Annotated in this window: 21 protein-coding genes and 1 pseudogene; 7 read left to right on the forward strand and 15 right to left on the reverse strand. The window is 64.5% G+C overall.

Annotated elements, in window-relative coordinates:
- Both AC1DWI_RS00745 and AC1DWI_RS00750 read right to left on the reverse strand, forming a co-directional pair.
- Nucleotides 1–704, reverse strand: a 704-nt coding sequence (locus AC1DWI_RS00745; RefSeq protein ID WP_477724250.1) for a Rossmann-fold NAD(P)-binding domain-containing protein, incomplete at its 3' end; no start/stop codon positions are given.
- Nucleotides 705–958: 254 nt separating this feature from the next.
- On the reverse strand, nt 959–2494 hold the full coding sequence (locus AC1DWI_RS00750) for a CoA-acylating methylmalonate-semialdehyde dehydrogenase (protein ID WP_477724251.1): 1536 nt from the start codon (nt 2492–2494) through the stop codon (nt 959–961).
- 139 nt (nt 2495–2633) lie between these two features.
- On the opposite strand from AC1DWI_RS00750, the gene AC1DWI_RS00755 reads away from it, so the two are divergent.
- Together AC1DWI_RS00755 and AC1DWI_RS00760 are read left to right on the forward strand one after the other, a co-directional pair.
- A complete protein-coding gene (locus AC1DWI_RS00755; protein WP_457281504.1) occupies nt 2634–3635 on the forward strand; it encodes a LysR family transcriptional regulator in 1002 nt (333 codons plus the stop codon).
- A gap of 8 nt (nt 3636–3643) precedes the next feature.
- Nucleotides 3644–4159 carry an NUDIX hydrolase gene (locus tag AC1DWI_RS00760; RefSeq protein ID WP_477668786.1) on the forward strand — a complete coding sequence of 172 codons (516 nt, stop codon included), beginning with the start codon at nt 3644–3646 and terminating at the stop codon, nt 4157–4159.
- 73 nt (nt 4160–4232) lie between these two features.
- On the opposite strand, the gene AC1DWI_RS00765 is transcribed toward AC1DWI_RS00760, so the two are convergent.
- Nucleotides 4233–5834, reverse strand: coding sequence for an OpgD/OpgG family glucan biosynthesis protein (locus AC1DWI_RS00765; RefSeq protein ID WP_477668787.1), 1602 nt, complete (start codon nt 5832–5834; stop codon nt 4233–4235).
- A gap of 110 nt (nt 5835–5944) precedes the next feature.
- Here AC1DWI_RS00765 and mnmA point away from each other — a divergent pair, with 110 nt between their 5' ends.
- Nucleotides 5945–7159 (forward strand): tRNA 2-thiouridine(34) synthase MnmA, encoded by a 1215-nt coding sequence (gene mnmA, locus AC1DWI_RS00770; RefSeq protein WP_477668788.1) that lies wholly within the window; start codon nt 5945–5947, stop codon nt 7157–7159.
- A 71-nt stretch (nt 7160–7230) separates the two neighbouring features.
- Here mnmA and AC1DWI_RS00775 read toward each other — a convergent pair whose 3' ends face one another.
- Nucleotides 7231–8646, reverse strand: coding sequence for a MipA/OmpV family protein (locus AC1DWI_RS00775; protein WP_477668789.1), 1416 nt, complete (start codon nt 8644–8646; stop codon nt 7231–7233).
- Nucleotides 8647–8880: 234 nt separating this feature from the next.
- Here AC1DWI_RS00775 and AC1DWI_RS00780 point away from each other — a divergent pair, with 234 nt between their 5' ends.
- Genes AC1DWI_RS00780 through AC1DWI_RS00790 form a run of 3 tightly spaced genes read left to right on the forward strand, consistent with a single transcriptional unit; the run spans nt 8881 to nt 11477 of the window.
- Entirely contained in the window at nt 8881–9156 is a 276-nt protein-coding gene (locus AC1DWI_RS00780) for a DUF4242 domain-containing protein (RefSeq protein ID WP_477668790.1), read from the forward strand.
- Between the two features lie 8 nt (nt 9157–9164).
- The gene (locus AC1DWI_RS00785; protein ID WP_477668791.1) at nt 9165–10991 is read left to right on the forward strand and encodes an AfsR/SARP family transcriptional regulator; all 1827 of its coding nucleotides are present in this window, start codon (nt 9165–9167) and stop codon (nt 10989–10991) included.
- A 30-nt stretch (nt 10992–11021) separates the two neighbouring features.
- Entirely contained in the window at nt 11022–11477 is a 456-nt protein-coding gene (locus tag AC1DWI_RS00790; protein WP_477668792.1) for a DUF2917 domain-containing protein, read from the forward strand.
- Between the two features lie 146 nt (nt 11478–11623).
- On the opposite strand, the gene AC1DWI_RS00795 is transcribed toward AC1DWI_RS00790, so the two are convergent.
- The gene (locus AC1DWI_RS00795) at nt 11624–12304 is read right to left on the reverse strand and encodes a sulfite exporter TauE/SafE family protein (RefSeq protein ID WP_477668793.1); all 681 of its coding nucleotides are present in this window, start codon (nt 12302–12304) and stop codon (nt 11624–11626) included.
- A 14-nt stretch (nt 12305–12318) separates the two neighbouring features.
- Entirely contained in the window at nt 12319–13701 is a 1383-nt protein-coding gene (gene hemN / locus AC1DWI_RS00800; protein WP_477668794.1) for an oxygen-independent coproporphyrinogen III oxidase, read from the reverse strand.
- Between the two features lie 206 nt (nt 13702–13907).
- Between hemN and AC1DWI_RS00805 the strand changes: the two genes are divergently transcribed.
- Nucleotides 13908–14996 (forward strand): fatty acid desaturase, encoded by a 1089-nt coding sequence (locus tag AC1DWI_RS00805; RefSeq protein WP_477724252.1) that lies wholly within the window; start codon nt 13908–13910, stop codon nt 14994–14996.
- A gap of 15 nt (nt 14997–15011) precedes the next feature.
- Here the strand turns inward: AC1DWI_RS00805 and AC1DWI_RS00810 are convergent, their stop codons facing one another.
- The 9 genes and pseudogenes from AC1DWI_RS00810 to ccoP form a co-directional block, all read right to left on the reverse strand.
- Nucleotides 15012–15785 (reverse strand): helix-turn-helix domain-containing protein, encoded by a 774-nt coding sequence (locus AC1DWI_RS00810; protein ID WP_477668796.1) that lies wholly within the window; start codon nt 15783–15785, stop codon nt 15012–15014.
- A complete protein-coding gene (locus tag AC1DWI_RS00815; protein WP_477668797.1) occupies nt 15776–16210 on the reverse strand; it encodes a response regulator in 435 nt (144 codons plus the stop codon). Before AC1DWI_RS00815 ends, AC1DWI_RS00810 begins: the two co-directional genes overlap by 10 nt.
- 139 nt (nt 16211–16349) lie before the next feature.
- Complete coding sequence (locus AC1DWI_RS00820; RefSeq protein ID WP_477668798.1) at nt 16350–17195, reverse strand: universal stress protein; 846 nt, start codon at nt 17193–17195, stop codon at nt 16350–16352.
- Between the two features lie 108 nt (nt 17196–17303).
- Nucleotides 17304–17948: a response regulator gene (locus AC1DWI_RS00825; RefSeq protein WP_477668799.1), complete on the reverse strand. Its 645-nt coding sequence runs from the start codon at nt 17946–17948 to the stop codon at nt 17304–17306.
- Nucleotides 17945–19219 (reverse strand): PAS domain-containing sensor histidine kinase, encoded by a 1275-nt coding sequence (locus tag AC1DWI_RS00830; RefSeq protein ID WP_477668800.1) that lies wholly within the window; start codon nt 19217–19219, stop codon nt 17945–17947. The genes AC1DWI_RS00825 and AC1DWI_RS00830 overlap by 4 nt, the downstream gene beginning before the upstream one ends.
- Nucleotides 19220–19247: 28 nt before the next feature.
- Nucleotides 19248–19499, reverse strand: coding sequence for a hypothetical protein (locus AC1DWI_RS00835; RefSeq protein WP_457281521.1), 252 nt, complete (start codon nt 19497–19499; stop codon nt 19248–19250).
- A 27-nt stretch (nt 19500–19526) separates the two neighbouring features.
- Nucleotides 19527–19784: a nitrogen fixation protein FixH gene (locus AC1DWI_RS00840; protein ID WP_477724253.1), complete on the reverse strand. Its 258-nt coding sequence runs from the start codon at nt 19782–19784 to the stop codon at nt 19527–19529.
- Nucleotides 19785–19794: 10 nt separating this feature from the next.
- A complete protein-coding gene (ccoG, locus tag AC1DWI_RS00845) occupies nt 19795–21054 on the reverse strand; it encodes a cytochrome c oxidase accessory protein CcoG (RefSeq protein WP_477724254.1) in 1260 nt (419 codons plus the stop codon).
- A pseudogene (gene ccoP, locus AC1DWI_RS00850) lies at nt 21035–21841 on the reverse strand (cytochrome-c oxidase, cbb3-type subunit III); the annotation flags it as partial. The pseudogene ccoP and the gene ccoG, both read right to left, overlap by 20 nt.
- Nucleotides 21842–21873 lie beyond the last annotated feature (32 nt).

A 21873-nucleotide genomic window follows, 5' to 3' on the forward strand; every position in this document is an offset into this window, starting at 1 on the left:
GGCATGGGCTTGGCATAGCCGCCCACACCGACCGCGGCTTCGCGTTCTTCGTCAGTCTCGTAGGGCACATCGATGAATTTACCGCCCAACGATTCGACCTGCTCTTTGACGCTCGGGCGCACGTCGCTGGCTTCAATGACGGCGCCAAGGCGCTTGGCGGTGGCGATGGCCTGCAGGCCGGCTACGCCGACGCCCAGGATCACCACGCGGGCGGCCTTGACCGTGCCGGCCGCCGTCATGAGCATGGGGAAGAAGCGCTGGTATTCGGCAGCGGCCATCATCACGGCCTTGTAGCCGGCGATGTTGGCTTGCGAAGACAGCACGTCCATGCTTTGCGCGCGGCTGGTGCGCGGCGCGGCCTCCAGCGCGAAGGACGTCAGCTTGGCCGCAGCCAGGCGCTGCAGCCCGGTGGCATCAAAAGGATTGAGCATGCCGACCAGCACACCGCCGGCTTTGGCCAGGCCCATTTCACTGTCCAGCGGGCAGCGGACCTTGAGCACGATATCAGCGCCATAAGCGCCCGCCGCGTCGGTGATCTCTGCGCCGACCGCCGTGTAGGCCTCATCGGGAACGCTGGCAGCCACCCCGGCGCCGGACTGCACACGGACGGTATGCCCTTGTGCCTTGAGCTTTTTGGCCGTTTCGGGCGTGATGGCGACGCGTGTTTCTCCGGCCGTGATTTCGGCGGGTACCCCAATGAGCATGGGTCTCTCCTCAGTACGTTGGTGTTGGTTTGATTGACGTCAGCCCGCAGGCGGGCTTGCGCGCGATCTGTCTCGGTGTCTTTATCTGCGTATCCGCTTTTGTACCTGTCATGAAGCTTACATGAGATTTCTGCAATTTTTTGTCAGGGCAGTCTACAGTTTTTGACCCGAGTCAAGCCACGCAATAAAAAAAGCCCCGCCTGCCAATACATGGCGGTTGGGGCCGGTTTGCCTTGATGGCTGGCGTGCTATTTCTATTTGGCTGTCGGCATCACGAATTCGGCGCCCTTGCCGATGCTCTCTGGCCAGCGCTGCATGATGGACTTTTGTTTGGTATAGAAACGTACGCCCTCTTCGCCATAGGCGTGCATGTCGCCGAAGAGGCTTTTTTTCCAGCCACCAAAGCCATGCCAGGCCATGGGCACCGGGATCGGCACGTTGATGCCGACCATGCCGACCTGGATGCGGCGGCTGAATTCGCGGGCCACGTGGCCGTCCCGGGTGAAGCAGCTCACGCCGTTGCCGAATTCATGGGCATTGATCAGGTTCACCGCTTCGGCGAAGTCCTTCACGTGCACGCAGCCCAGCACCGGGCCAAAAATCTCTTCTTTATAGATGCGCATGTCGGGCGTGACATGGTCAAACAGCGTGCCACCCATCCAGAAGCCCTTGCCGCAGCCCGGGCCGGCCTTGGCGCCCGTGAAGGTGCGGCCGTCCACCAGCAGCTTGGCGCCTTCTTTCACGCCCGTCTCGATGTAGCCGGTAATGCGCTGGTGCGCGGCCGATGTGACGATGGGGCCCATTTCAGCGTCAAGCTCCACACCGTTTTTGATCACCAGTGTTTTGGCGCGCGCTTCCAGCATGGGAATGAGTTTTTCGGCCACATTGCCCACCAGCACAGCCACAGAGATCGCCATGCAGCGYTCRCCGGCCGAGCCGTAGCCCGCGCCGATCARTGCGTCCACCGCCTGCTCSAGGTCGGCGTCGGGCATGACCACCATGTGGTTCTTCGCGCCGCCCAGTGCCTGCACGCGCTTGCCGTGGCGTGCGCCGGTTTCGTAGATGTAGTTCGCGATCGGTGTGGAGCCAACAAAGGACACGGCCTTCACGTCCGGGTGCACCAGCAGGGCGTCGACCGCCTCTTTATCGCCCTGCACCACGTTGAAGACGCCGTCGGGCAAGCCGGCTTGCTTGAGCAGGTCGGCCATGAAAAGGCTGGGGCTGGGGTCGATGGGACTGGGCTTGAGCACAAAGCAGTTGCCGGCGGCAATCGCCACCGGGAACATCCACATCGGCACCATCACCGGGAAATTGAAGGGCGTGATGCCGGCCACCACACCCAGCGGCTGGCGCAGCGTCCAGTTGTCGATGCCGGTGGAAACCTGGTCGGTGAAGTCGCCCTTGAGCAGCTGCGGAATGCCGCAGGCGAATTCAACAATGTCGATGCCGCGCGAGACCTCGCCTTGGGCGTCGGTGAACACCTTGCCGTGCTCGGCGGTGATCATGTGGGCCAGCTTGTCCTTGTTCAGGTTGAGCAGTTCCAGGAACTTGAACAGCACGCGCGCGCGGCGCAGTGGCGGCGTGTCGGCCCAGGCGGGAAAGGCGGCCTGGGCTGACGCCACGGCCGCATCGACCTCCGTTCCGCTGGCAAGCGCGACATAACCCGACACCGCGCCCGTTGCAGGGTTGAAGACTTCCTGGCTACGCCCGGAAGACGGCGCGGCCACACGGCCATTCAGGTAGTGGCCGATGGTGGCTTGTGAAGCGGAGGYAGCAGGGGATAAAGACATTTTGCAATCCTTGAAAGGTGGCGGCACCGGACTGGCCGTTGGGGGTTCACCGCAGTCTAGGGCTGCGCAGCCGAATTGATAATGCCCCGTTTTGTGATTACATTGTTCATATTTTTGAACAATAGACCTCTCGACCTCCATGTCTTCCGACCAGCTATCGCCCCTTGTCGCCGATCTTCACCTGCTGACCATCCTGGCGGCTACACGCAGCTTTACCGAAGCGGCGCGCCGCCTCGGGATGTCCAAGGCCTCGGCCAGCATGCGCATCAGTGAGCTGGAGCGCGCCGCCGGCGTGACGCTGGTGCGACGCACCACGCGCTCCGTAGGCCTGACGGAGGCTGGCCAGCAATTGGTGAACGACATGCAGCCGGCGTTTAACCGCATCAGCGAGAGCTATTCCGCCGTGAAGGACCTGGTGGAAACCCCGCGCGGGCTGATCCGCGTGACAGCACCTGTCGCGCTCGGGCGTCAGCACCTGGCGCCCTGCGTTGCGGCCTTCCTCAAGCGCTATCCCGAGATCCATATCGAACTGGAACTCACCGACCGCTTTGTCAACCTTGCCAATGAAGGCTTCGACCTGGCGATACGACACACGAATGCGCCGCCCGACACCCATGTGGCCTGGGTGTTGTGCGAAACGCGCTCCATCCTGCTGGCCAGCCCCGACTACCTGGCGCGCCGCGGCGTGCCTGCGCAGCCGTCAGACCTGGCCGCGCACGATTGCCTGCTTTACCTGGGCAACCACAACACCGCCAGCTGGACCTTCGTGCGCAGCGGCAAGCGCAAATCCCGCGAGCAAGTTGGCGTGAACATCACGGGCACACTGAAGGCCAACAACAGCGAAGTGCTGCGCGAAGCGCTGGTGGCGGGCCTGGGCATCGGCCTGCTGCCGGATTTCAGCGCACCTGCGGGTGGCAGCGCGGTGCCATCGCCGTCGCCGCTTGTGCAGGTGCTGCCCGAGTGGCAGGTGCAGGGATTTTTCGGCGAGCGCATTTACGCCCTCAGGCCCTGGTCGCAGCAAGTGCCCAAGGCGGTGCAATGCCTTGTGGCACATTTGCGCGAGAGTTTCGCTGCCGGATTTTCGGCTAGCAAACACACCTGGCCGGCCGGTCAGGACCCCGGTCATCAAGGCCACGGATAATCCGGCGCATGATTAAACGATGGAAACCCAGCGTCACGGTCGCTGCGGTGATTGAAAAAAAGACGGGCGGTGTCTCCAGGTTCCTGCTGGTCGAAGAGGAAACGCGGGACGGCCTGAAGCTCAACAACCCCGCCGGCCACCTGGATCCCGGTGAAAGTCCCTTTGAGGGTTGCGTGCGCGAAACACTGGAAGAAACCGCCTTCCATTTCACGCCCACCGCCATTGTGGGTGTCTATCTCTCCCGCTTTGAGCGGGCCCTCATCGGGCAGGAAGAATCCGAAGACATCACCTACCTGCGCTTTGCGTTCTGCGGCGAACTGGGCGAGCACGTGGCAGGCCAGGCGCTGGATGAGGGCATTGTGCGCACGGTCTGGCTGACGGCCGACGAAATAAGAGCAAGCGCTCACATGCACCGAAGCCCTCTCTTGTTGACCTGCATGGAAGATTACCTGGCAGGCAGGCGCTTCCCGCTTGATCTGGTGACCACGGATGCCAGCGTGCATGCACCGCTGAACCAGAAGTAGGAAGCACCGCTGCCGTGGATGATTTGGCAGCGCCAACGGGACCCCGCTTTCCCGCTGACAGCCAGCGCAATCCTCAATAAAGAATTCGTTGCGCCACCGGCGGCGGCGTCCACTGGTACAACCAGGTCTCCGTCAATGACTGGCCGTCGACCTGCAAATGCATGCGCAGGTTGATGGGTGCCGTGCTGTCGCCATCGGGGCGCAGGTCGAACATGGCACGCCACCCCTTGATGGCGTCCAGCGGCCGGGCCGACGTCAATTCAATCGTGCCGCGCGAAGCGGTGATCACGGCTTTGACCTGGGCCCCGCGGTTCAGCAAGGCAAAGTCGCCGCCCGCAAAATCGACGGCAAAACGCCGCGTGTAGGCGGTGCGCTTTTGCCCGACCACGCCGCCGAGGCCGGTACGTGTGGCCACACAGCGCGCCAGCGGCCCTTGCGCGGCGGGCGGTTCGCCCCCCCAGTGCAGCCGGTAGGAAAACAGCAACTCCTGCCCTGCCTGCGGCTTGTCCCTGGGGTTCCAGAAGGCCACGATGTTGTCAAAGGTTTCGTCCGCGGTCGGAATTTCCACCAGCTGTATCGCGCCCGCACCCCAGCCCGCCTTGGGCTCAACCCACAGGCTCGGGCGTTTTTCATAGAACACGCCGTCGTCCTGGTAGTGGTCAAAGTTGCGATCGCGCTGCATCAGGCCAAAACCGCGCGGGTTCTCGTCCTGGAAGGCGTTGAACTGCAATTGCGCCGGATTGGTCAGTGGACGCCACAGCCATTCGCCCGTGCCGCTGTGCATGGCCAGGCCGTCGGTGTCGTGGATTTCGCCGCGCCAGTCCCAGCCCATGCGTTTGTCGTTTTCGCCGGTCTGGAACATGCTGGTGCACGGCGCGATGCCCATGCGGTCAATGGTTTTGCGCGGATACAGCGCCACGTCCAGGTCCATGACCTGCGTGTCGCCCGGCGTGATCACAAAGCGGTAGGCGCCGCTGACACTCGGCGAGTCCAGCAGGGCGTAGACGGTCAGTGAAGCCGCTTTCGGGTCCGGCTTTTCGAGCCAGTAGCCGATGAAATCCGGAAACTCTTCCGGGAAAGTTTGCGCCGTGTCGATGGCCAGGCCCCGTGCCGACTGGCCATACTGCCATTCGCCTCCCACCGCGCGAAAGTAGCTTGCGCCAAGGAAGGCCGCCACGTCACGCACCGGATCGGTGTGGAAGTTCAGCCGGAAGCCGGCAAAACCGAGATCGACGGGCAATTTGTCGCCCCGCACGCCGCTTTTTCCGTAATCAAACATGGCCGGGTCATAGGCCAGTTCCTGTGCCTGGCCATTGCTCACTTCATGCATGCGCACCGGCGTCTTGAAGAATAGGCCGAGGTGAAAAAATTTGGCCACGAAGCGCAGCTTGTCATCGCCCCACAAGGCATGGTCGTCCCTAAAGCGGATGGCCTGGTGCTGGTCCCAGTTCAAGTCCGAAATACCGGCCGGCAAGGCCGCAGGCCGGGGCCGGTAGGGTTTGGCGGCCAGGTCGCGCGCCTGGCCCTTGAGCATCGCGTAATCGAAGGCTTGGGCCTTGCCCACGGGTTTGAGGCCCGCAGCCTGGGCCAGTGACGAAAGCCATGGCAACCCGGTGGCGATGCCGGCGGCCGTGACGGCCTGCCCGGTGCGGGAAAGAAATTGACGTCGTTGCAAAGTGGCAGCTCCTGCAAGAAAGGGAGTTCCATTGTGCCGCCGGCCGCACGGCCAGCAGGGCCGGAAAGCCCGGACAGGCGCAAACGCTTTCATCTTTTTACAATAGAGCCATGGGCAACCCGCAAATCAACACACACAGCCACGACGGCAAGCGGCAACGGATCGTTGTTGGCCTGAGCGGAGGCGTGGACTCCGCCGTGACGGCGCACCTGCTCAAGCAGCAGGGGCACGAGGTTATCGGCATCTTCATGAAGAACTGGGAAGATGACGACGACAGCGAGTTCTGCTCGTCCAACATCGATTTTGTCGACGCCGCCGCCGTGGCCGACGTGATCGGCATCGAGATCGAGCACGTCAACTTCGCAGCCGACTACAAGGACCGCGTCTTCGCCGAGTTCCTGCGCGAATACCAGGCTGGCCGTACGCCCAACCCCGACATCCTGTGCAACGCCGAAATCAAGTTCAAGGCATTTCTGGACCATGCCATGCGCCTGGGCGCCGAAAAAATCGCGACCGGCCACTATGCGCGGGTGCGTCGCAATGAAGCCACCGGCCTGCACGAACTGCTCAAGGGCCTGGACCCGGCCAAAGATCAAAGCTATTTTTTGCACCGGCTGAACCAGTCACAGCTCTCCAAAACGCTGTTCCCTGTGGGTGAGCTGCGCAAGACCGAAGTCCGGCGCATTGCCGACGAGATCGGCCTGCCCAACGCGAAGAAAAAAGACTCCACGGGCATCTGCTTTATCGGCGAGCGGCCTTTCCGCGAATTTTTGAATCGCTACATTGCCAAAGAGCCCGGCCCCATCAAGAACGACAAGGGCCGCGTGCTCGGTGAGCATGTGGGCCTGTCTTTCTACACGCTGGGGCAGCGCCAGGGCCTGGGCATAGGCGGCGTGAAGGCCAAAGGGGCCGAGCTCAAGGCCGTGCAGGCACGCGGGTTACGCGGCGTGGGCGAGCACGAACCCTGGTTTGTGGCACGCAAGGACCTTGAAACGAACACGCTGTGGGTGGTTCAGGGCCATGATCACCCCTGGCTGCAATCCACCGTGCTCCAGGCGCAGGACTGCAGCTGGGTGGCGGGACATGCACCGACGCCCGGTGTCATGGCGGCCAAAACACGCTACCGGCAGGCCGACGCGCCCTGCGAATTGCGCAGCGCTAACGGTGCGGCCTGCGAACTGGTGTTTGCCGATGCCCAGTGGGCGGTGACGCCGGGCCAGTCGGCTGTGCTCTACCAGGGCGATGTCTGCCTGGGTGGCGGCGTGATTGCCACCAGCAATGTGCAGAACCAGCCGGCTGTGCCGGTCCGGGCAGTCTACGCCTGATTTTCATTCAAATCAGGCCGAAAGCCATTATGGTATTGCGCAAGCAGCTATTAAATCAATAGCAAAACGACTCAAAGCGCGGTTTCAACGTAGGTGTAAATGTAGTTGGAGCCGCCGTTGACGTTGCCCAGCAGGCGCGACGAACCAAAAATGCCCGAGCGGTGCGACACACCAAAGCCTATAAAGGTGTCCTTGAGCGGCCGGTAGCCGATCAGGTCGCCCAGGCTCACGTCAATGGTCGGGTCCAGGTAATTGAGCATGCGCGAGGCCGACTTGCCGTTTGCCGCCAGGCTGGACGACTCGATGTAGGGCGCCCGCTGCGCCATGGAGACGCCCACGCCCAATCCCAGCCGCGTCTTGACCCGGTCGCTCCACGGGAAGCCCGAGTAAACGGCCTTCATGAACAGGTCCAGTTGCACGCCATTGGCCTGCAGGCCCCGCTCATCGTGGTGCGTGAGGCCCACGTAGCCGATGAAGTCGAGCGGCCAGCCGTTCACGTTGTTCAGGAAGGGCTTGCCCACCTGAATGCCGGTAATGCGGGTCGAATTGACCTTCGCCGTCGACAGGCACTGCGCCGTGATGATCTTGGCCAGGTGGCAGCCGTCTTCGGTTGACTTGCCGTACAGCAGCTTGAAGTAGGTGGGTGAGCCGTCTTCTGCCCACTCGCGCTTGTGGCCGCCGAAGTCATAGGCCGCACCGACATACACGGCGGGCAGCACGCTCTTTTGCACGATGGGGCTGTTCTTGGTCTTGTTGTCCAGCAGGGTGGCCGACACACCGGCCAGCAGACGCCAGCGCTCGGTGAGGTCATAGGAGCCGTACAGGCCAATCGAGGTCTGCACGCCCGAGCCCGGCGCATAAGCAGGCCGCCCGGCCGTTGCCTCACTGGCCTGCACTCCGTAGTAATAGTTGTTGAGCCTGGCGTCGCGCACCCCCACGGTCACATTGGGGCGCAACATCCAGGGGCCCGAGCGCCAGTCGTAGGTGTAGCCCAGACGGAACTCGTTGCCCTTGTACGTGTTGCTGATGTCATGCACCAGCTCGGCCTGCAACGTGCCCCAGGGCTGGCGCCAGCGGTAGGCTAGGCCCAGGTCCAGGCCCGAGTCGCGCGGCGACATGCCGGCCAGACTGGCGGGCAGGCGCTCGGTCGGAAAGCCCTCCAGGCGCTGCTCCACAAAAAGGTCCAGGCGCCGCTCGGTGCCGTTGAGCAGCTTGATGCCGCCCCGGTTGGCATGCAGGAAAAGCCGTTCGCCCTCATACAGGTAAAGCGGCAACAGGTCGTAGCGCGTGCCGGCATCCTTGTAGGGCGAACGCTCGATCCGGGTCACGAGGCCCAGCCCGACACTGCCCGGCGAAGAAAGGATGTCGGTGAGCGGCTCAGTGTTGCCGCCGGCAAAGGCCGGCAGGGCCGCGCACAGCCCGGCAGCCGCAATAGCAGCTCCGCGCAGAACTCGGTGTGGCAAAAGGAGCAAAGGGGAGCGATTCATCATGTTTTTTTTGAAAGTGGGGGATGTTGCAGCAGCCGGTCAGGGGGCACACACTCCGATGCTATCCACGAACAACGCATCCGCTCCGGCCGATTTGTAAGAAAACGGGTACAAATCGGATAGGCCGACACCGCGCCATTCCCCTTATTGATTCGATCCGGGCGTCTTTCTCACACGCCGGCTCACACGTACACTGCCTATCTTCGGGTCTCCACTAACTTAACGGAGCCTGTTATGCCCAAATTCGTGATCGAACGTGCCATCCCCGGACTCGGGGCCCTGAAGCCCGCCGAGCTGCAATCCATCTCCCAGAAATCCTGCGGTGTGCTGCAGGAACTGGGGCCTGATGTGCAGTGGGTGCAAAGCTATGTGACGGGCGGCAAGATGTACTGCATCTACAACGCGGCCAGCGAGGAACTCGTGAAGGAACACGCGCGCAGGGGTGGCTTTCCGGCGGACACCGTCTCGCGAGTCACCACCACCATAGACCCCACCACCGCCGAAGCCTGAGGCAGCCGGTGAACTCGCCAGCCCCGAACGACGCGCCGCCTTTGGGGCTGGCCATCCACCTGCTCGGCCCGCCGCGGGCGGAGCGCGGAGGCCAGCCCGTGCCGGCGCCACGCGGGCACAAAGTCTGGGGCCTGCTCGCCTACCTGGTCCGCAGCGATGCGCCGGTCAGCCGCAAGCACCTGGCGCAGCTGCTGTTCGAGGATGCCGAAGATCCGCTGGCCGCCCTGCGCTGGAACCTTAGCGAGCTGCGGCGCCTGCTCGGCACCGCAGATTTGCGCGGCGATCTGCTGGCGCTTTCACTGGAGCCTGCCACCTACGTCGACCTCAGCGCCGTACTGTCGGGTAGCTGGGCGCAAGCCCTGTATGTGCCCGGCCTGGATCACGAGTTGCTGGAAGGCATGAATTTTTCCGGCAGCCCGGCCTTCGAGGTCTGGCTTGCCACGGAGCGCCGCCATCTGCAGGCCGCCGCCGAAGCCGTGCTGCGCGAAGCCGCACTGGCTCGCATGGCCGCGGGCGCCATGACAGAAGCAGCCGCGCTGGCCGGCCGACTGGTACGGCACAACCCGCTTGACGAGAACTACCAGGCTTTGCTGGTGCGCAGCCTCGCGGCCGCGGGTGACGGCGTGGGCGCCGCGCGCCAGGCCGCAGCCTGCCGTGAATTGTTCCAGCGCGAACTCGGCGTGCAACCCGGCGCCACGCTGGACGCCGCCCTGCGCACGCTCACCGCAGCGCCCACCGCGCGGCCCGCCACCGGGCGCGCCGCGGCGCTGGCACAGCTGGAAGCCGGGGAGGCGGCGATCAGCGCCGGCGCGCTCGATGCCGGCCTGCAATGCCTGCGCCGCGCGATCGTGGAAGCCGATGCCACCGGCGACGCGGCGCTGCGCGCGCGCACGCGTGTGGCCCTGGGCGGCGCGCTGGTGCATGCCGCCCGCGGACGCGACGAAGAGGGCGCTACGGCGCTTCACGAAGCACTGGAGGTCGGCCACGAGGCTTCGCCGGCACTCGCCGCCGCCGCGTGCCGCGAGCTCGGCTACGTCGAATTCCTGCGCGGCCGCTATGAACGCACGCTGGCCTGGCTGCAACGCGCGACGCCGATGGCAGCCGGCGACCACGCGGAGCAAGCGCGCATTGCCACCGTGCAGGGCGCTGCGCTCAGTGACACTGCGCATTACACAGCCGCCATCAGCCAGCTACGCGAAGCAGAGGTGCTGGCTGCTAGCGTCGGCGACAGCCGGCAACTTGCCTACGCGCTGTCCATGCTGGGCCGCGCGCTGCTGCTGCACGGTGAACCCGAGGCCGCCGCCGACGCCCTGGACCGCTCGGTGGCACTGGCCCGGCAAGGCTGGACCGCCTTTGTGCCGTGGCCRCAATCGCTGCGGGCCGAGATCGACCTGCTGCGCGGCGACGTGGATGCGGCCGCGAACCGCTACGAGCATGCCTTCGCGCTCGGCTGCCAGCTCAGCGACCCATGCTGGGAAGGCATTGCCGGCCGAGGCCTGGGGCGCGTGGCGATGGCGCGCGGGGAACCGCAGCGCGCCGTCGAAATACTCGCTGACGCATTGACGCGCTGCATACGCCTTCCTGATGCCTACCTGTGGGCCAAGGCATATGCCCTCGACGCGCTGTGTGATGTCGCTGTGGCACAAGCCATGCCCCAGGCCTCGGCCTGGATCAACGAAATGCAGGACCTCGCTGCGCGCAGCGGCATGCGCGAACTGACGGTGCGCGCCTGCCTGCACCGCGCGGCGCTCGGCGACGGTGCGAGCGCGGCGGCGGCGAAGCTGCTTGCCGGCCAGATCGACAACCCCGCGCTGCACGCCCTTGCCGGGCTATGACTGCGGTTGCCACATCCAAAGAGGCTGATGATGAATGCGAAATCAAACGACGCCGTATCGCTCAGCGGCATCCGGCGCCTGGTGCCCGGCCAAGCGCTGCGTTTGCCGCGGCGCGGCGGCGAACTGACGGTGCTGCACGGCCGGCTCTGGCTGACGCTCCACAACGATCCCGGGGATCATTTCATCGAAGCCGGCCAGCGCGTGCGCCTTGGCACCAACAAGAACGCAGTGGTTGAATCCGCAGGAACCGCGCAGGGCGTGAGTCTGCACTGGGAGCCTTGTCGCCCGGGCTTCGTCAGTGCCTTGCTCGCCCGGCCCCTGAGCGGCACGGCCTTCCTGGCCTTTTTGGCGGCCCGCGGCTTCGCGGCGCTGGCCCTCAGCGCCGCGGCAGGCGCAAGACGCGCGCGTGGCCATCATGCGGTCAGCGACCGCCACGTGTTCATCACGCTGGAAGGCGGCGGGGCGCGAGGGTCAGGCCACCCTTGAGGAAAAAAGCCATCAACCCTTATCGGATGAGCGCAAACAGCTATTAAATTGATAGCAAACACGCCGTGACGCTCTTTTTTAGCGCTGCATGCCATCGCCACCGCGGCGGATGCCACCGGTGAACACAGGCCGGGCGCCGCATGGCCTCAGCCGAGCCCGCACCACTGCGCGATGCGGTGCATCATGTCGCCCCACAAACCGAGCACGGCGGCAAGCACCAACACCCCGCCAGCCAGGCGCACGCCAAGTTGCCCGCCCAGCCTATTGCCAGCGCGCCGAAGCCCAGCCAGTAGTTGCGGCGCCAGCAACAGGGAGACGCCGCTACCTACCGCAAAAGCCGCCATAGCCAGCGCACCTTGCAGCGGTCCGCCGCTGAGCGACGCCACCAGCAGCGCCGAATAAAGCAGGCTGCAGGGCATAAAGGCCCACAACGCGCCCACCGAGAACATGCCGCCGCGCGATGCGGCCACGGCACCCACCCTGGACCACGCGGAGCGGCCCGCGCGGTCGGCCCAGGCCGGCTGGCTGGCCTTCACCACCAGCATCAGGCCCCAGCCCAGCACGGCCAGGTGAAACAGCACCCAGAGCGGCTTGACCACGGCGGCCTGCTCCGTAATCCAGGCAAAACTTTGCACCGCCACGGCTGCCGCCGCGCCCGCGGCGGAATAGCCTACAAGCCGCCCGGCCTGAAAGACCAGCGGTGAATGTGCCTGCCGCTGCGGGCCCACGCGCCGGAGACCGCCACAGGCAGCGCCGCACATCACGGCGCAATGCGGTCCGCCGGCCAGCCCCATCAGCAAGGCCGTCATGGCGAGTGCGTAAGACATGGGCGGCGCCGCAATCAAATAATGCGCGAAAACCGGCTGCGGTTGAGGTCGGACTGCAGGTAGCGGTCGAACACCATGGCCACCGCGCGCAGCACGAAGCGCCCCTCGGGCGTCACTTCGATGCCGGTGTCAGACAGCACGACCAAGCCGGCGTGCTCCAGTTCGCGCAGGCGTTCGAGCTCGGGCGCGAAGTAGGCCTTGAAGTCCAGCATCCAGGCGAGTTCTATCGACTCGAACCAGACCCGGCCTTGGCACATGATGGCCATGATCACCGCGCGGCGCGCCAGGTCGTCCCGGCTTAGCGCCAGGCCGCGCGTAACCGGGAAGCGCCCCTGATCCAGCAGGTCGCAGTATTCCTCCAGGTCCTTGGCATTCTGGCTGTAGGTGGCGCCGACCGCGCCTATGGCCGACACGCCCAGACCCACCAGGTCGCGGTCGGGCTGGGTGCTATAGCCCTGGAAGTTGCGGTGCAACCGGCCCTCGCGGCTGGCCACGGCCAGCGCGTCGTTCTCAAGCGCGAAGTGGTCCATGCCGATGTAGCGGTAACCCGCGCCCTGCAAACGCTGCATGGCCTCGGCCAGCATGGCGGCCTTGTCCTCGGCCGCGGGCAGCAGCGCCGTTGGGATGTGCCGCTGCGGCTTGAAGCGCTCCGGCAAATGGGCATAGGCATAGAGGGCAATGCGGTCCGGCCTGAGCTCCTCGACCCGGCGTATGGTGCGCGCGAAGGACGTCTGTGTCTGCCGCGGCAAGCCGTAGATCAGGTCCACATTGATGGATTCAAACCCGAGCGCGCGCGCCTGCGCGACCAGCGCGAACACCTGTTCGGCGGGCTGGACGCGGTGCACGGCTTTTTGCACATCGGGGTCAAAATCCTGGACGCCGAAGCTCAGTCGGTTAAAGCCCAGGGCGGCCAGCGCGGCCAGGCGCGTGTTGTCCACAGTGCGTGGGTCTACCTCGATGGCCATTTCCGCACTGGCCGCGATGTCGAAGTTGCCTCTGAGCATGTCCATGAGCCGTGCGAGTTCCGCGTCGGACAAAAAAGTCGGCGTGCCCCCGCCCAGATGCAGCTGGCTAACGGGCTGCCCCTGCCCCAGTCGCGCCGTGTACAGGGCCACTTCGCGCTCAAGATAGCCCAGGTAGGCGGTGGCGCGGCTGTGCTGCTTGGTGATGATCTTGTTGCAGGCGCAGTAGTAGCACAGCGATTCGCAAAACGGGATGTGCACATACAGCGACAGCGGCGCCGCCGATGTCTCGGCCCGCACGCGTCTGTCGTCCAGCGCGCGGCTATGGTCGACGGCGGTAAAGGCCTCGACAAAACGGTCCGCTGTGGGAAAGGAGGTGTAGCGCGGCCCGGTGATGTCGAACCGTCGAAGGGCCTGGGGTAATACAGCGGGCATGGAATGTTTAGGGAATGTGAGGCCTCCACTGTGCCGCCCCTCCGCCCCGGCTGCGTTGATGTGGATCAACGAGGGCGCAAGGTGGGGCCGCCGGACGCGTCTGCCCTGTTCTTGACCTGCGTCAAATCGCCGCGAAGGGCACGCCGTAAGCTGGCGGCTTCCCCATTGCCCTGGGTGGACGGCCCCGGCTGCCAACCCTTCATCTCATGTCCCTGTCACAAGCAATCCAAGTAAYCCAAGCTACTGTTCTTCCGCACCGAAAAGTCCTGCGTTCCTGGCTTCTTCCCGTCTCGACCAAAAACACCGGCCTTGCATTGGCGCTGGCCCTGATGGACCTTGCCCTGTTCGCTGCATGCATGGCCGGGGCGGTGCTCGCGGACCACCCCGCCCTCCAGGTGCTCATGGCCCTGCTGGCGGGGTTCATGATCGCCAGGCTGTTTATCCTCGGCCACGATGCGTGCCACCAGAGCTTCACCTCACACCGCAAACTCAACCGCTGGCTGGGCCGCCTGCTTTTTCTGCCCTCGCTCACACCCTACAGCCTGTGGGACGTCGGGCACAACATCGTGCATCACGGCTACACCAACCTCAGCGGCTTTGATTTCGTCTGGCAGCCCGCAACTCTTGAGGCCTATGAACGCCTGCCCGCCTGGAAGCGATGGCTGGAGCGCGTCTACCGCAGCGGCTGGACGCCCTGGCTCTATTACCTCGTGGAAATCTGGTGGAAGCGGCTTTACTTCCCGTCCAAAGCCGTGATGCCCACACGGCGCGGCATTTTTGTCGCGGACAGCTTGCTGGTCACCGCCGCTGCCGCTGCCTGGGTCGCGGGCCTTGTGGTCACGGCATGGTCTACCGGCCAGTCGGCACTCTGGCTTTTGGCTGTCGGCTTTTTCCTGCCGCTGCTGGTGTGGAACGGCCTTATAGGCTTTGTGGTCTACGTGCACCACACGCACACCCAGATCGCCTGGTACGACAACAAAAAGAGCTGGTCCGACGCAAACCCCTTTGTCTCCACCACCGTGCACCTGACCTTCAACTCGTTTTTCGGCGCGGCGCTGCACCACATCATGGAGCACACCGCCCACCACGTCGACATGGGCGTGCCGCTGTACCGCCTCAAGCAGGCCCAGGCCGTCCTGGAGGCCAGGCTACCCGGCCACATCGTTGTACAGCCCTTTTCATGGCACTGGTACTTCGACACGGCGCGCCGCTGCAAGCTTTACGACTTCGAGGGGCGGCAATGGACGGATTTTTCCGGCAATCCGACCTCGCAAGGGATGGCCGGGCCCGTTTAAGCCGTAAACAGGTTGTCAGTGGACGCGCGTGTCGAAGACCTGTTTGAGGGCCGCATGGTCAAGGATGCGGATGTGGCGCTTGTCGACTTCAAGGATGCCCTGTTGCTGGAAAGCGGAAAAGGTGCGGCTCACGGTCTCCAGTTTCATGCCCAGGTAGCTGCCGATTTCGGCACGCGACATGCGCAGGTGAAACTCGCTGGCCGAGTAGCCGCGTAACTTGAGCCGCTGCGACAGGTTAAGCAGGAAGGCGGCCAGCCGCTCTTCGGCGTTCATGCTGCCCAGCAGCATCATCAGGCTGTGTTCCTTGACGATCTCCCGGCTCATCAGCCGGCCGACGGCCTGCTGCATGTCGGCACTGGTCGCGGCCAGGCCGCTGATCTGGTCGTAGGGAATGGTGCAGACTTCAGTGTCTTCGAGCGCGGTGGAGTTGCTGGCATACGCGCCGTTGGCAATACCGTCCAGGCCCATCAGCTCACCGGCCATCTGGAAGCCGCTGACCTGCTCACGGCCGTCCGCGAGCGTGAGGCTGGATTTGAAGGTGCCGATGCGCACCGCATAAATGTTGCGGAAAGCCTGGCCCTCATGGTAGAGCGTCTGCCCCGCCTTGACCTTGATCCGGCTGAAGTGGAGATCGTCCAGTCCCCCCACATCGGCGGGCTTCATGCCGCAGGGCAGGCAAAGGTCGCGCAGATTGCAGTTCGAGCAGGGAGTCTTCAGCGGCAGGATGGCGGCGGAAGAAATGCCGCCGACGGATGAAGTGCCGCTGGTGGATGAACAGGCTACAGGCATGATGACTCCTTGGATTGGGAGGAAGAAACGGATTGATCCACACGCCGCGGCTGCGCAAGCATTGCCACGGTGTCCCCGAGTTGGTAAAACTCGGCGTGTTTATCGAGGAAGCAGGCAGCACCCGCAGCCAGGTAGCGCGCACGGTAGGCGGCCTCGGCATGGTTGCTGAGGATGATGAAAGGAATGTCTTGCGTGGTTTTGAGGATGGACTGCAGCACCTGCATGCCCGTGCCCTTCTCGAATTGCACGTCAAGCACCACCACATCGGGCTGCGTCGCCAGGATGCCCGAGACCGCAGACTCCGGCGTATCGGCCTGGCCCGCGACCACCACGCCCCGGGCGGTAAGCATTTCGGCAACGCTGCGGCGGCTCAGCGCGGAGTCGTCGGCCAGAAAGACCCGGGTGGGTGAAGCGGTGTGTTGCATGCCTCTACTGTCGCGCAGGCGGCGCGGCAGGGACATCGTCTTTTGCTGAAAGGCCGGCTCGGATAAGGCTGGTTCGCCGGCACCGGCGCTCCGATCCAGACTCGGAAATTTCCGAGCCTGTACCGACCAGCGCGCCCGCTTAATGCGCCATCAAAACCGGCAGCGTCATGCTTTTGAGGACGGTCCGGGATGCGCCGCCCAATACCCATTCATAGGCGCGGGCGCGGCCATAGCAGCCCATCACCAGCAAGTCCGCCTGCAGATCGAACGCGCGCGACAGCAGCAGGTCGCCCAGGTTCCCGGGTTCCGCGCCTTCCACATTTTCCCGGTGCCAGCTGGCCTGGACACCGTGGATCTTCAGGTAAGAGACGATATTCGGACCTGCGCCCGTAGCCGCCACGGCATCAACGCCCCAGCTCAGGATATGCACCGAGTTTGCGTTGCGCAGGATGGGCAGGGCCGCGGTCACCGCGCGTGCGGCTCCGCGGGTGGGCTTCCAGGCGATCACCACATTGCCCGGCAAACCCGGTTTTGCCGACGTGTAGGGCAGCACCAGTGCCGGCCGCCCGCTCAGGGCGATCACGGCCTCCGGAAAATCCGCCGGCATCAGTGTGGACCAGCCCTCGCCCGGGCCGTGCTGGCCCAGCACCAGCAAGTCGGCATAAAGCGCCTGTTCGGCAAAGGCCGACACCAGCGGAAATTCATGAACTTCAGCCCAGGTGGCCGACAACCCCGCGGGCCTGAGCTGCTCGAACACCGAACGTGCCCGCGCCAGTTCGGTGTCCTGCACGTTCTCCCGCCTCACGGCCAGGCCGACGCCGATGCCGGAGGCGACGGGAAGCGCCTCCGAGGCCGAAGGCGATGCATACAGCGCCGTGATGCCGGCGCCATGCTGCGCGGCAAGCCGGCAGGCAAATTCAAGGCGTTGCGCGAATTGCGGCGAGGCATCGGCGTGGACCAGCAGCTGTTTCAGTTCATTGCCCATGGAACACCTCCCGGTGCAGAGTTTGGATACCCTGACTGTAGGCAGATGCACCCAAGGCCGTATTGACCCTCGTCAACACCATGCTCTTTGCGCGGCCGCTTTCAGCGTTCAGCTGTCCAGCGGTTCGGCCAGCCCGTGCTTGATGGCGTAGCGGATCAGTTCGCTCTGGTTTTGCAGTCCCATTTTTTGCATGAGGTTGGTCTTGTGGGTGCTGACGGTCTTGACCGACAGGTTCAGCCGCGTGCCAATGTCCGTGAGAGAGACGCCGGCCACCAGCAGCTGCAGCACCTCGAACTCGCGGTTGGAAAGGCTCTCGTGCGGAACCGCCTGGCTACCGGGCATCGCGCCCAACGCAAGCTGTTCCGCCACCTCGGCGCTGATGAAGGCGCCGCCCGAAGCGACCTTGCGTATGGCCTGCTCCAGCTGGTCCGGTGCGCTCTCTTTGGTCAGGTAGCCGCTGGCGCCGTTCTTGATCGCGCGCACGGCGTACTGCAGCTCCTGGTGCATGCTCAGGACCAGGATGCGCAGCTGCGGTTTTTCGCCGCGAATCAGCTTGATGAGCTCCATGCCGCTGCGCCCCGGCATGGAGAGGTCCAGCACCAGCACGTCGAAGGCCAGCTCGCGCACGCGCTGCATGACTTCCGTTCCGTTGCCGGCCTCGCCGGCGACCTCCATGTCCTCGATGGAGGACACGATGCGCTTGAGCCCCTCCCGCACGATTGAATGGTCGTCGGCAATCACAATCCTGATCACGTGATGTCTCCTGTTTCGGGCACCGGGATGCTAACCCGTATGCGGGTGCCCTGGCCCGGCGCGGTGTCTATGTCCACCGTTCCCTGCAGCAAGCGGGCCCGCTCGTGCAGGCCCATCAGGCCCAGCGAACTGGGCTTGCGCGGCGCGTCCAGGGCGAATCCGGCACCGTCGTCGACCACTTCGAGAACCACGGCCGCGTCAGTCCTCGCGATGCGCACCTCGACTTGCGACGCACCCGCGTGCTTGGCCACGTTTACAAGCGACTCCTGCACGATGCGGAATACCGCCGTGGCATACGGTTCGGCCAGTTCAACGTCCTCGTCCAGCGACAGTTTGCATGCCACGGCATGGCGCTGGGTGAAGTTGTGGGTGAGCCATTGGATGGCCGGCACCAGGCCCAGGTCGTCCAGCAGCAGCGGCCGCAAATCCGACGCGATGCGGCGCGTGGCGGCCACCGTGGTGTCCAGCAAGCCAAGCATGTCGTCGAGTTTGGCCCGCACGGCACCCGCATCCGGGGACAAGGCTTCCCGAATCCAGGTGGCGTCCATTTTGATCGCTGTCAGTGACTGCGCGAGTTCGTCATGCAGCTCGCGCGCGATCCGTGTTTTCTCGCTCTCGCGGATGGCGTGGGCCGCCGAGGCGAAGGCGCTCAGTTCCTCGCTGGCGCGCACGCGCTCGGTCACGTCGCGCAGGATCACGGTGTAAAGCTTGCCGTGCGCGGTATCGAGCTGCGAGATCGAGGCTTCCAGGGGAAACTCTTCGCCGCTGGCCCTGAGCCCGTAAAGCACCGTGCCGTCTCCCATGCGCCGCGAGGTCGTGCCGGTCTGGCCGAAACGCCTGAGCTGCTCGCCGTGCGCGCCCTGGTGCCGCTGCGGGATCAGGCGCGTGAGAGGCTGGCCCAGCATCTCGCGCGTGGGCCAGCCGAATATTTTCTCGGCGGCCTTGTTGTAGAGGATCACGTGCTGTTCTTTGTCCACAGTGATGATGGCGTCCATGGCTGAATCCAGCAGGCCGGCCAGCCTCGCGTCCGCGCCCTCCAGCGCTTGCTTGCCGATACGGTCTCGCGCCGCGTCACGCCCGGCCAGCAGCCAGGCGATGCCGCAAGTGGCGGCGGCCAGCGCCGTAACCAGCGGCAGGCCCGGCAGCGACTGCGGGCTGGATGCCAGATGGACGGCGGCCAGCAGCGTAAGGGTTGCCATCACGGCCAGCGTGACGGCCATGGAACGCCGGCGCTTCGGCACTGCGTCACCTATGTGGGGGAACAAGGACATGGGGCAGCTTCGGGAGTGGAACCCGATCTTACCGCCCGGCCCTTTCTGCGGAAGCCGGCACAGGCCCCATCAGCAGCACCGTCAAGGCGCTGGAGGCCGCGCAAGCAAGCCAGAATACAAAAAAGGCGGCGGTCTGCAGCGCCAGCCGGGACAGCCCCGCGGGTTGCCCGTAACGCAGCATTTCCTCAGGGTCGAACAGTCCGAAGAGCAGCAGTTCCAGCAGGCAGGCCGACAGAAAGGCCGGCCAGGCGATGCCCAGTATCTTGTTGGCTGAAATCATGGTGTCTCCTCTTTGTGTTGCAGGCGATCAGGGGCGAGCCGTTTTGTCGGGTGTGGCCGCGTGGTTGCGCCCCTCCAGGGCAGGCGCCAGCGCCTTGGGTTGATGCAGCGCATTGGTTYGCGAGGCCCGCGCCGGCTCCTGTCCGCCTATCACGGCATCCGGATACTTGACGGCCAGAAAGGCTGTCACCACGCCTGCCACGACCACGGCGGCGGGCCCGGAAATCACCAGCCAGACATGGCCGTGCTTCCACCAGGGGGAGGCTTGGGTGGGAATGGTATTCATGAAAGGCCTTTCATCGCGGAACCAGGAACACGGACTTTTCTTCGACGTGGGCGCGCCCGCTCTCATCGCCGACACGGAACACGATGGCGTGCGAGCCGGCCGGCGCCGAGCCGTAGGGAATCTGCAGCCGCACCGCGACCCAGCGGGATTCGGTGGGTCCCACGCTGACCTCGGCCTCGGAGGCGACCGTCAGGCCCTCCAGTCCGGCAGCCGCAATCGTGTAGCGCTGCGGCTGCTCGGTGGCGTTCATGATCTGCAGGCGGTACACGTTTTCCAGCCGCCCACCGGCAACGATGCGCGACAGCGCCGCGCGGTCGCGCACCACGTCAACCTTCAGCGGCATGCGCGCCACCAGGCTCCACAGCAGCGCCAGGCACAGCACGCCCAGAAGCGTGGTGTAGACCAGCACGCGCGGCCGCAGCACCCGGCGCAGCATGCGCGAAGCGCTCCATTTCCCGGCCAGCGCGTTCTGGGTCGTGAAGCGGATCAGGCCTCGTGCATAACCCATCTTGTCCATCACGCCGTCACACACGTCCACGCAGGCGGCGCAGCCTATGCACTCATACTGCAGGCCCTCGCGAATGTCTATGCCCGTTGGACAGACCTGCACGCACAGGGTGCAATCGACGCATGCGCCCAGAGACAATGCCGAGGCGTCGGCGTGGCGCGACCTGGCGCCGCGCGGTTCACCCCGCGCGGGGTCGTAACTCACGATCAGCGTGTCCTTGTCGAACATCGCGCTCTGAAAACGCGCATAGGGGCACATGTATTTGCACACCTGCTCGCGCAGGAAACCGGCATTGCCGTAAGTGGCGAAACCGTAAAACAGGACCCAGAAGATTTCCCAGCCACCCATTTTGGTCTGCAGGAACTGCAGGATCAGCTCGCGGGCCGGCACGAAATAAGCGACAAAGGTAAAGCCGGTCCACATCGCCACACCTATCCAGAGGATGTGCTTGAACCACTTCTTGACCAGTTTTTCCAGGGAGAAAGGGGCGCCGTCCAGCCGCAACCTGGCCGTGCGGTCGCCCTCCACCTTGCGCTCTATCCAGAGGAAGATTTCGGTATAGACCGTCTGCGGGCAGGCAAAGCCGCACCACAGGCGGCCCGCCACCGCCGTGAACAGGAACAGCGACAAAGCGCTGGCGACCAGCAGGCCGGTCAGGTAGATGAAGTCCTGCGGGTACAGCACATAACCGAATAGATAAAAGCGCCGCGCCTCCAGGTCGAACAGCACCGCCTGGCGCTGCCCCCACTGTAGCCATGTCAACGATGGCCTGCTCTCCCCAGCCGTGCAGCCAGATGTCGTCGGCAAGGTTGGGCGCGCCTATCGCGGTATTGCCCTTGCCGTCCATGCCGTGGCAGGCCGCGCAGGCGGTGAATTTGGATTTGCCGAGCTGCGCGCGCAGTGAATCGTGGGGACCACCGGAAAGGCTCAGCACATAATTCGCCACGTTCTTGACATCATCAGGCGTTCCTACAGCGGCCGCCATGGGCGGCATCTGACCCTTGCGACCCAAGGTCAAGGTTTCCCTGATTTTTTCGGTTGAGCCGCCGTGCAGCCAGTCGTTGTCAGCGAGGTTGGGAAAACCCTTGCTGCCGCGTGCGTCCGAGCCGTGGCACTGGGCGCAGTTGTTCATGAAGAGGCGCTCGCCCACCGCCATGGCATTGGCATCACCCGCGAGTTCGTCCGCGCCTTTGGCAGTGAAGCCGGCATACAGCGGCGCAAGTTCCTTGTTTGCGTTTTCCATCGCGGTGTTGTATTCGCCACGCGTGCTCCAGCCCATTTCGCCCGGGTAAGCACCAAGGCCCGGGTAGGCGACCAGGTAGAGCAAGGAATAGATCACGCTGATCACGAACAGCCACATCCACCAGCGCGGCATCGGGTTGTTGGACTCGCGCAGGTCTTCATCCCAGACGTGACCCGTCGTGTTGTCGCTGCGCTCGGGCATCTTTTTGCGGGCCGTGGCCCACAGCAGGACCAAGGCGCCGAGGATGCCGACCAGGGTCAGCGCGGCCACATACCAGGACCAGAAGTTGTCAGTGAAATCGCTCATACGTCACACCTGATGAGTTGTGCGGTAAAGAA

The organism is Polaromonas sp. P3_C2 (assembly GCF_056402675.1).

Excerpts from the sequence above, each read along its gene's own strand:
- AC1DWI_RS00755 (WP_457281504.1), top strand. The coding sequence starts at position 2,634 with ATGTCTTCCGACCAGCTATCGCCCCTTGTCGCCGATCTTCACCTGCTG.
- AC1DWI_RS00760 (WP_477668786.1), top strand. The coding sequence starts at position 3,644 with ATGATTAAACGATGGAAACCCAGCGTCACGGTCGCTGCGGTGATTGAA.
- mnmA (WP_477668788.1), top strand. The coding sequence starts at position 5,945 with ATGGGCAACCCGCAAATCAACACACACAGCCACGACGGCAAGCGGCAA.
- AC1DWI_RS00775 (WP_477668789.1), bottom strand. The coding sequence starts at position 8,646 with ATGAATCGCTCCCCTTTGCTCCTTTTGCCACACCGAGTTCTGCGCGGA.
- AC1DWI_RS00780 (WP_477668790.1), top strand. The coding sequence starts at position 8,881 with ATGCCCAAATTCGTGATCGAACGTGCCATCCCCGGACTCGGGGCCCTG.
- AC1DWI_RS00790 (WP_477668792.1), top strand. The coding sequence starts at position 11,022 with ATGAATGCGAAATCAAACGACGCCGTATCGCTCAGCGGCATCCGGCGC.
- AC1DWI_RS00795 (WP_477668793.1), bottom strand. The coding sequence starts at position 12,304 with ATGTCTTACGCACTCGCCATGACGGCCTTGCTGATGGGGCTGGCCGGC.
- hemN (WP_477668794.1), bottom strand. The coding sequence starts at position 13,701 with ATGCCCGCTGTATTACCCCAGGCCCTTCGACGGTTCGACATCACCGGG.
- AC1DWI_RS00810 (WP_477668796.1), bottom strand. The coding sequence starts at position 15,785 with ATGCCTGTAGCCTGTTCATCCACCAGCGGCACTTCATCCGTCGGCGGC.
- AC1DWI_RS00815 (WP_477668797.1), bottom strand. The coding sequence starts at position 16,210 with ATGCAACACACCGCTTCACCCACCCGGGTCTTTCTGGCCGACGACTCC.
- AC1DWI_RS00820 (WP_477668798.1), bottom strand. The coding sequence starts at position 17,195 with ATGGGCAATGAACTGAAACAGCTGCTGGTCCACGCCGATGCCTCGCCG.
- AC1DWI_RS00830 (WP_477668800.1), bottom strand. The coding sequence starts at position 19,219 with ATGTCCTTGTTCCCCCACATAGGTGACGCAGTGCCGAAGCGCCGGCGT.
- AC1DWI_RS00835 (WP_457281521.1), bottom strand. The coding sequence starts at position 19,499 with ATGATTTCAGCCAACAAGATACTGGGCATCGCCTGGCCGGCCTTTCTG.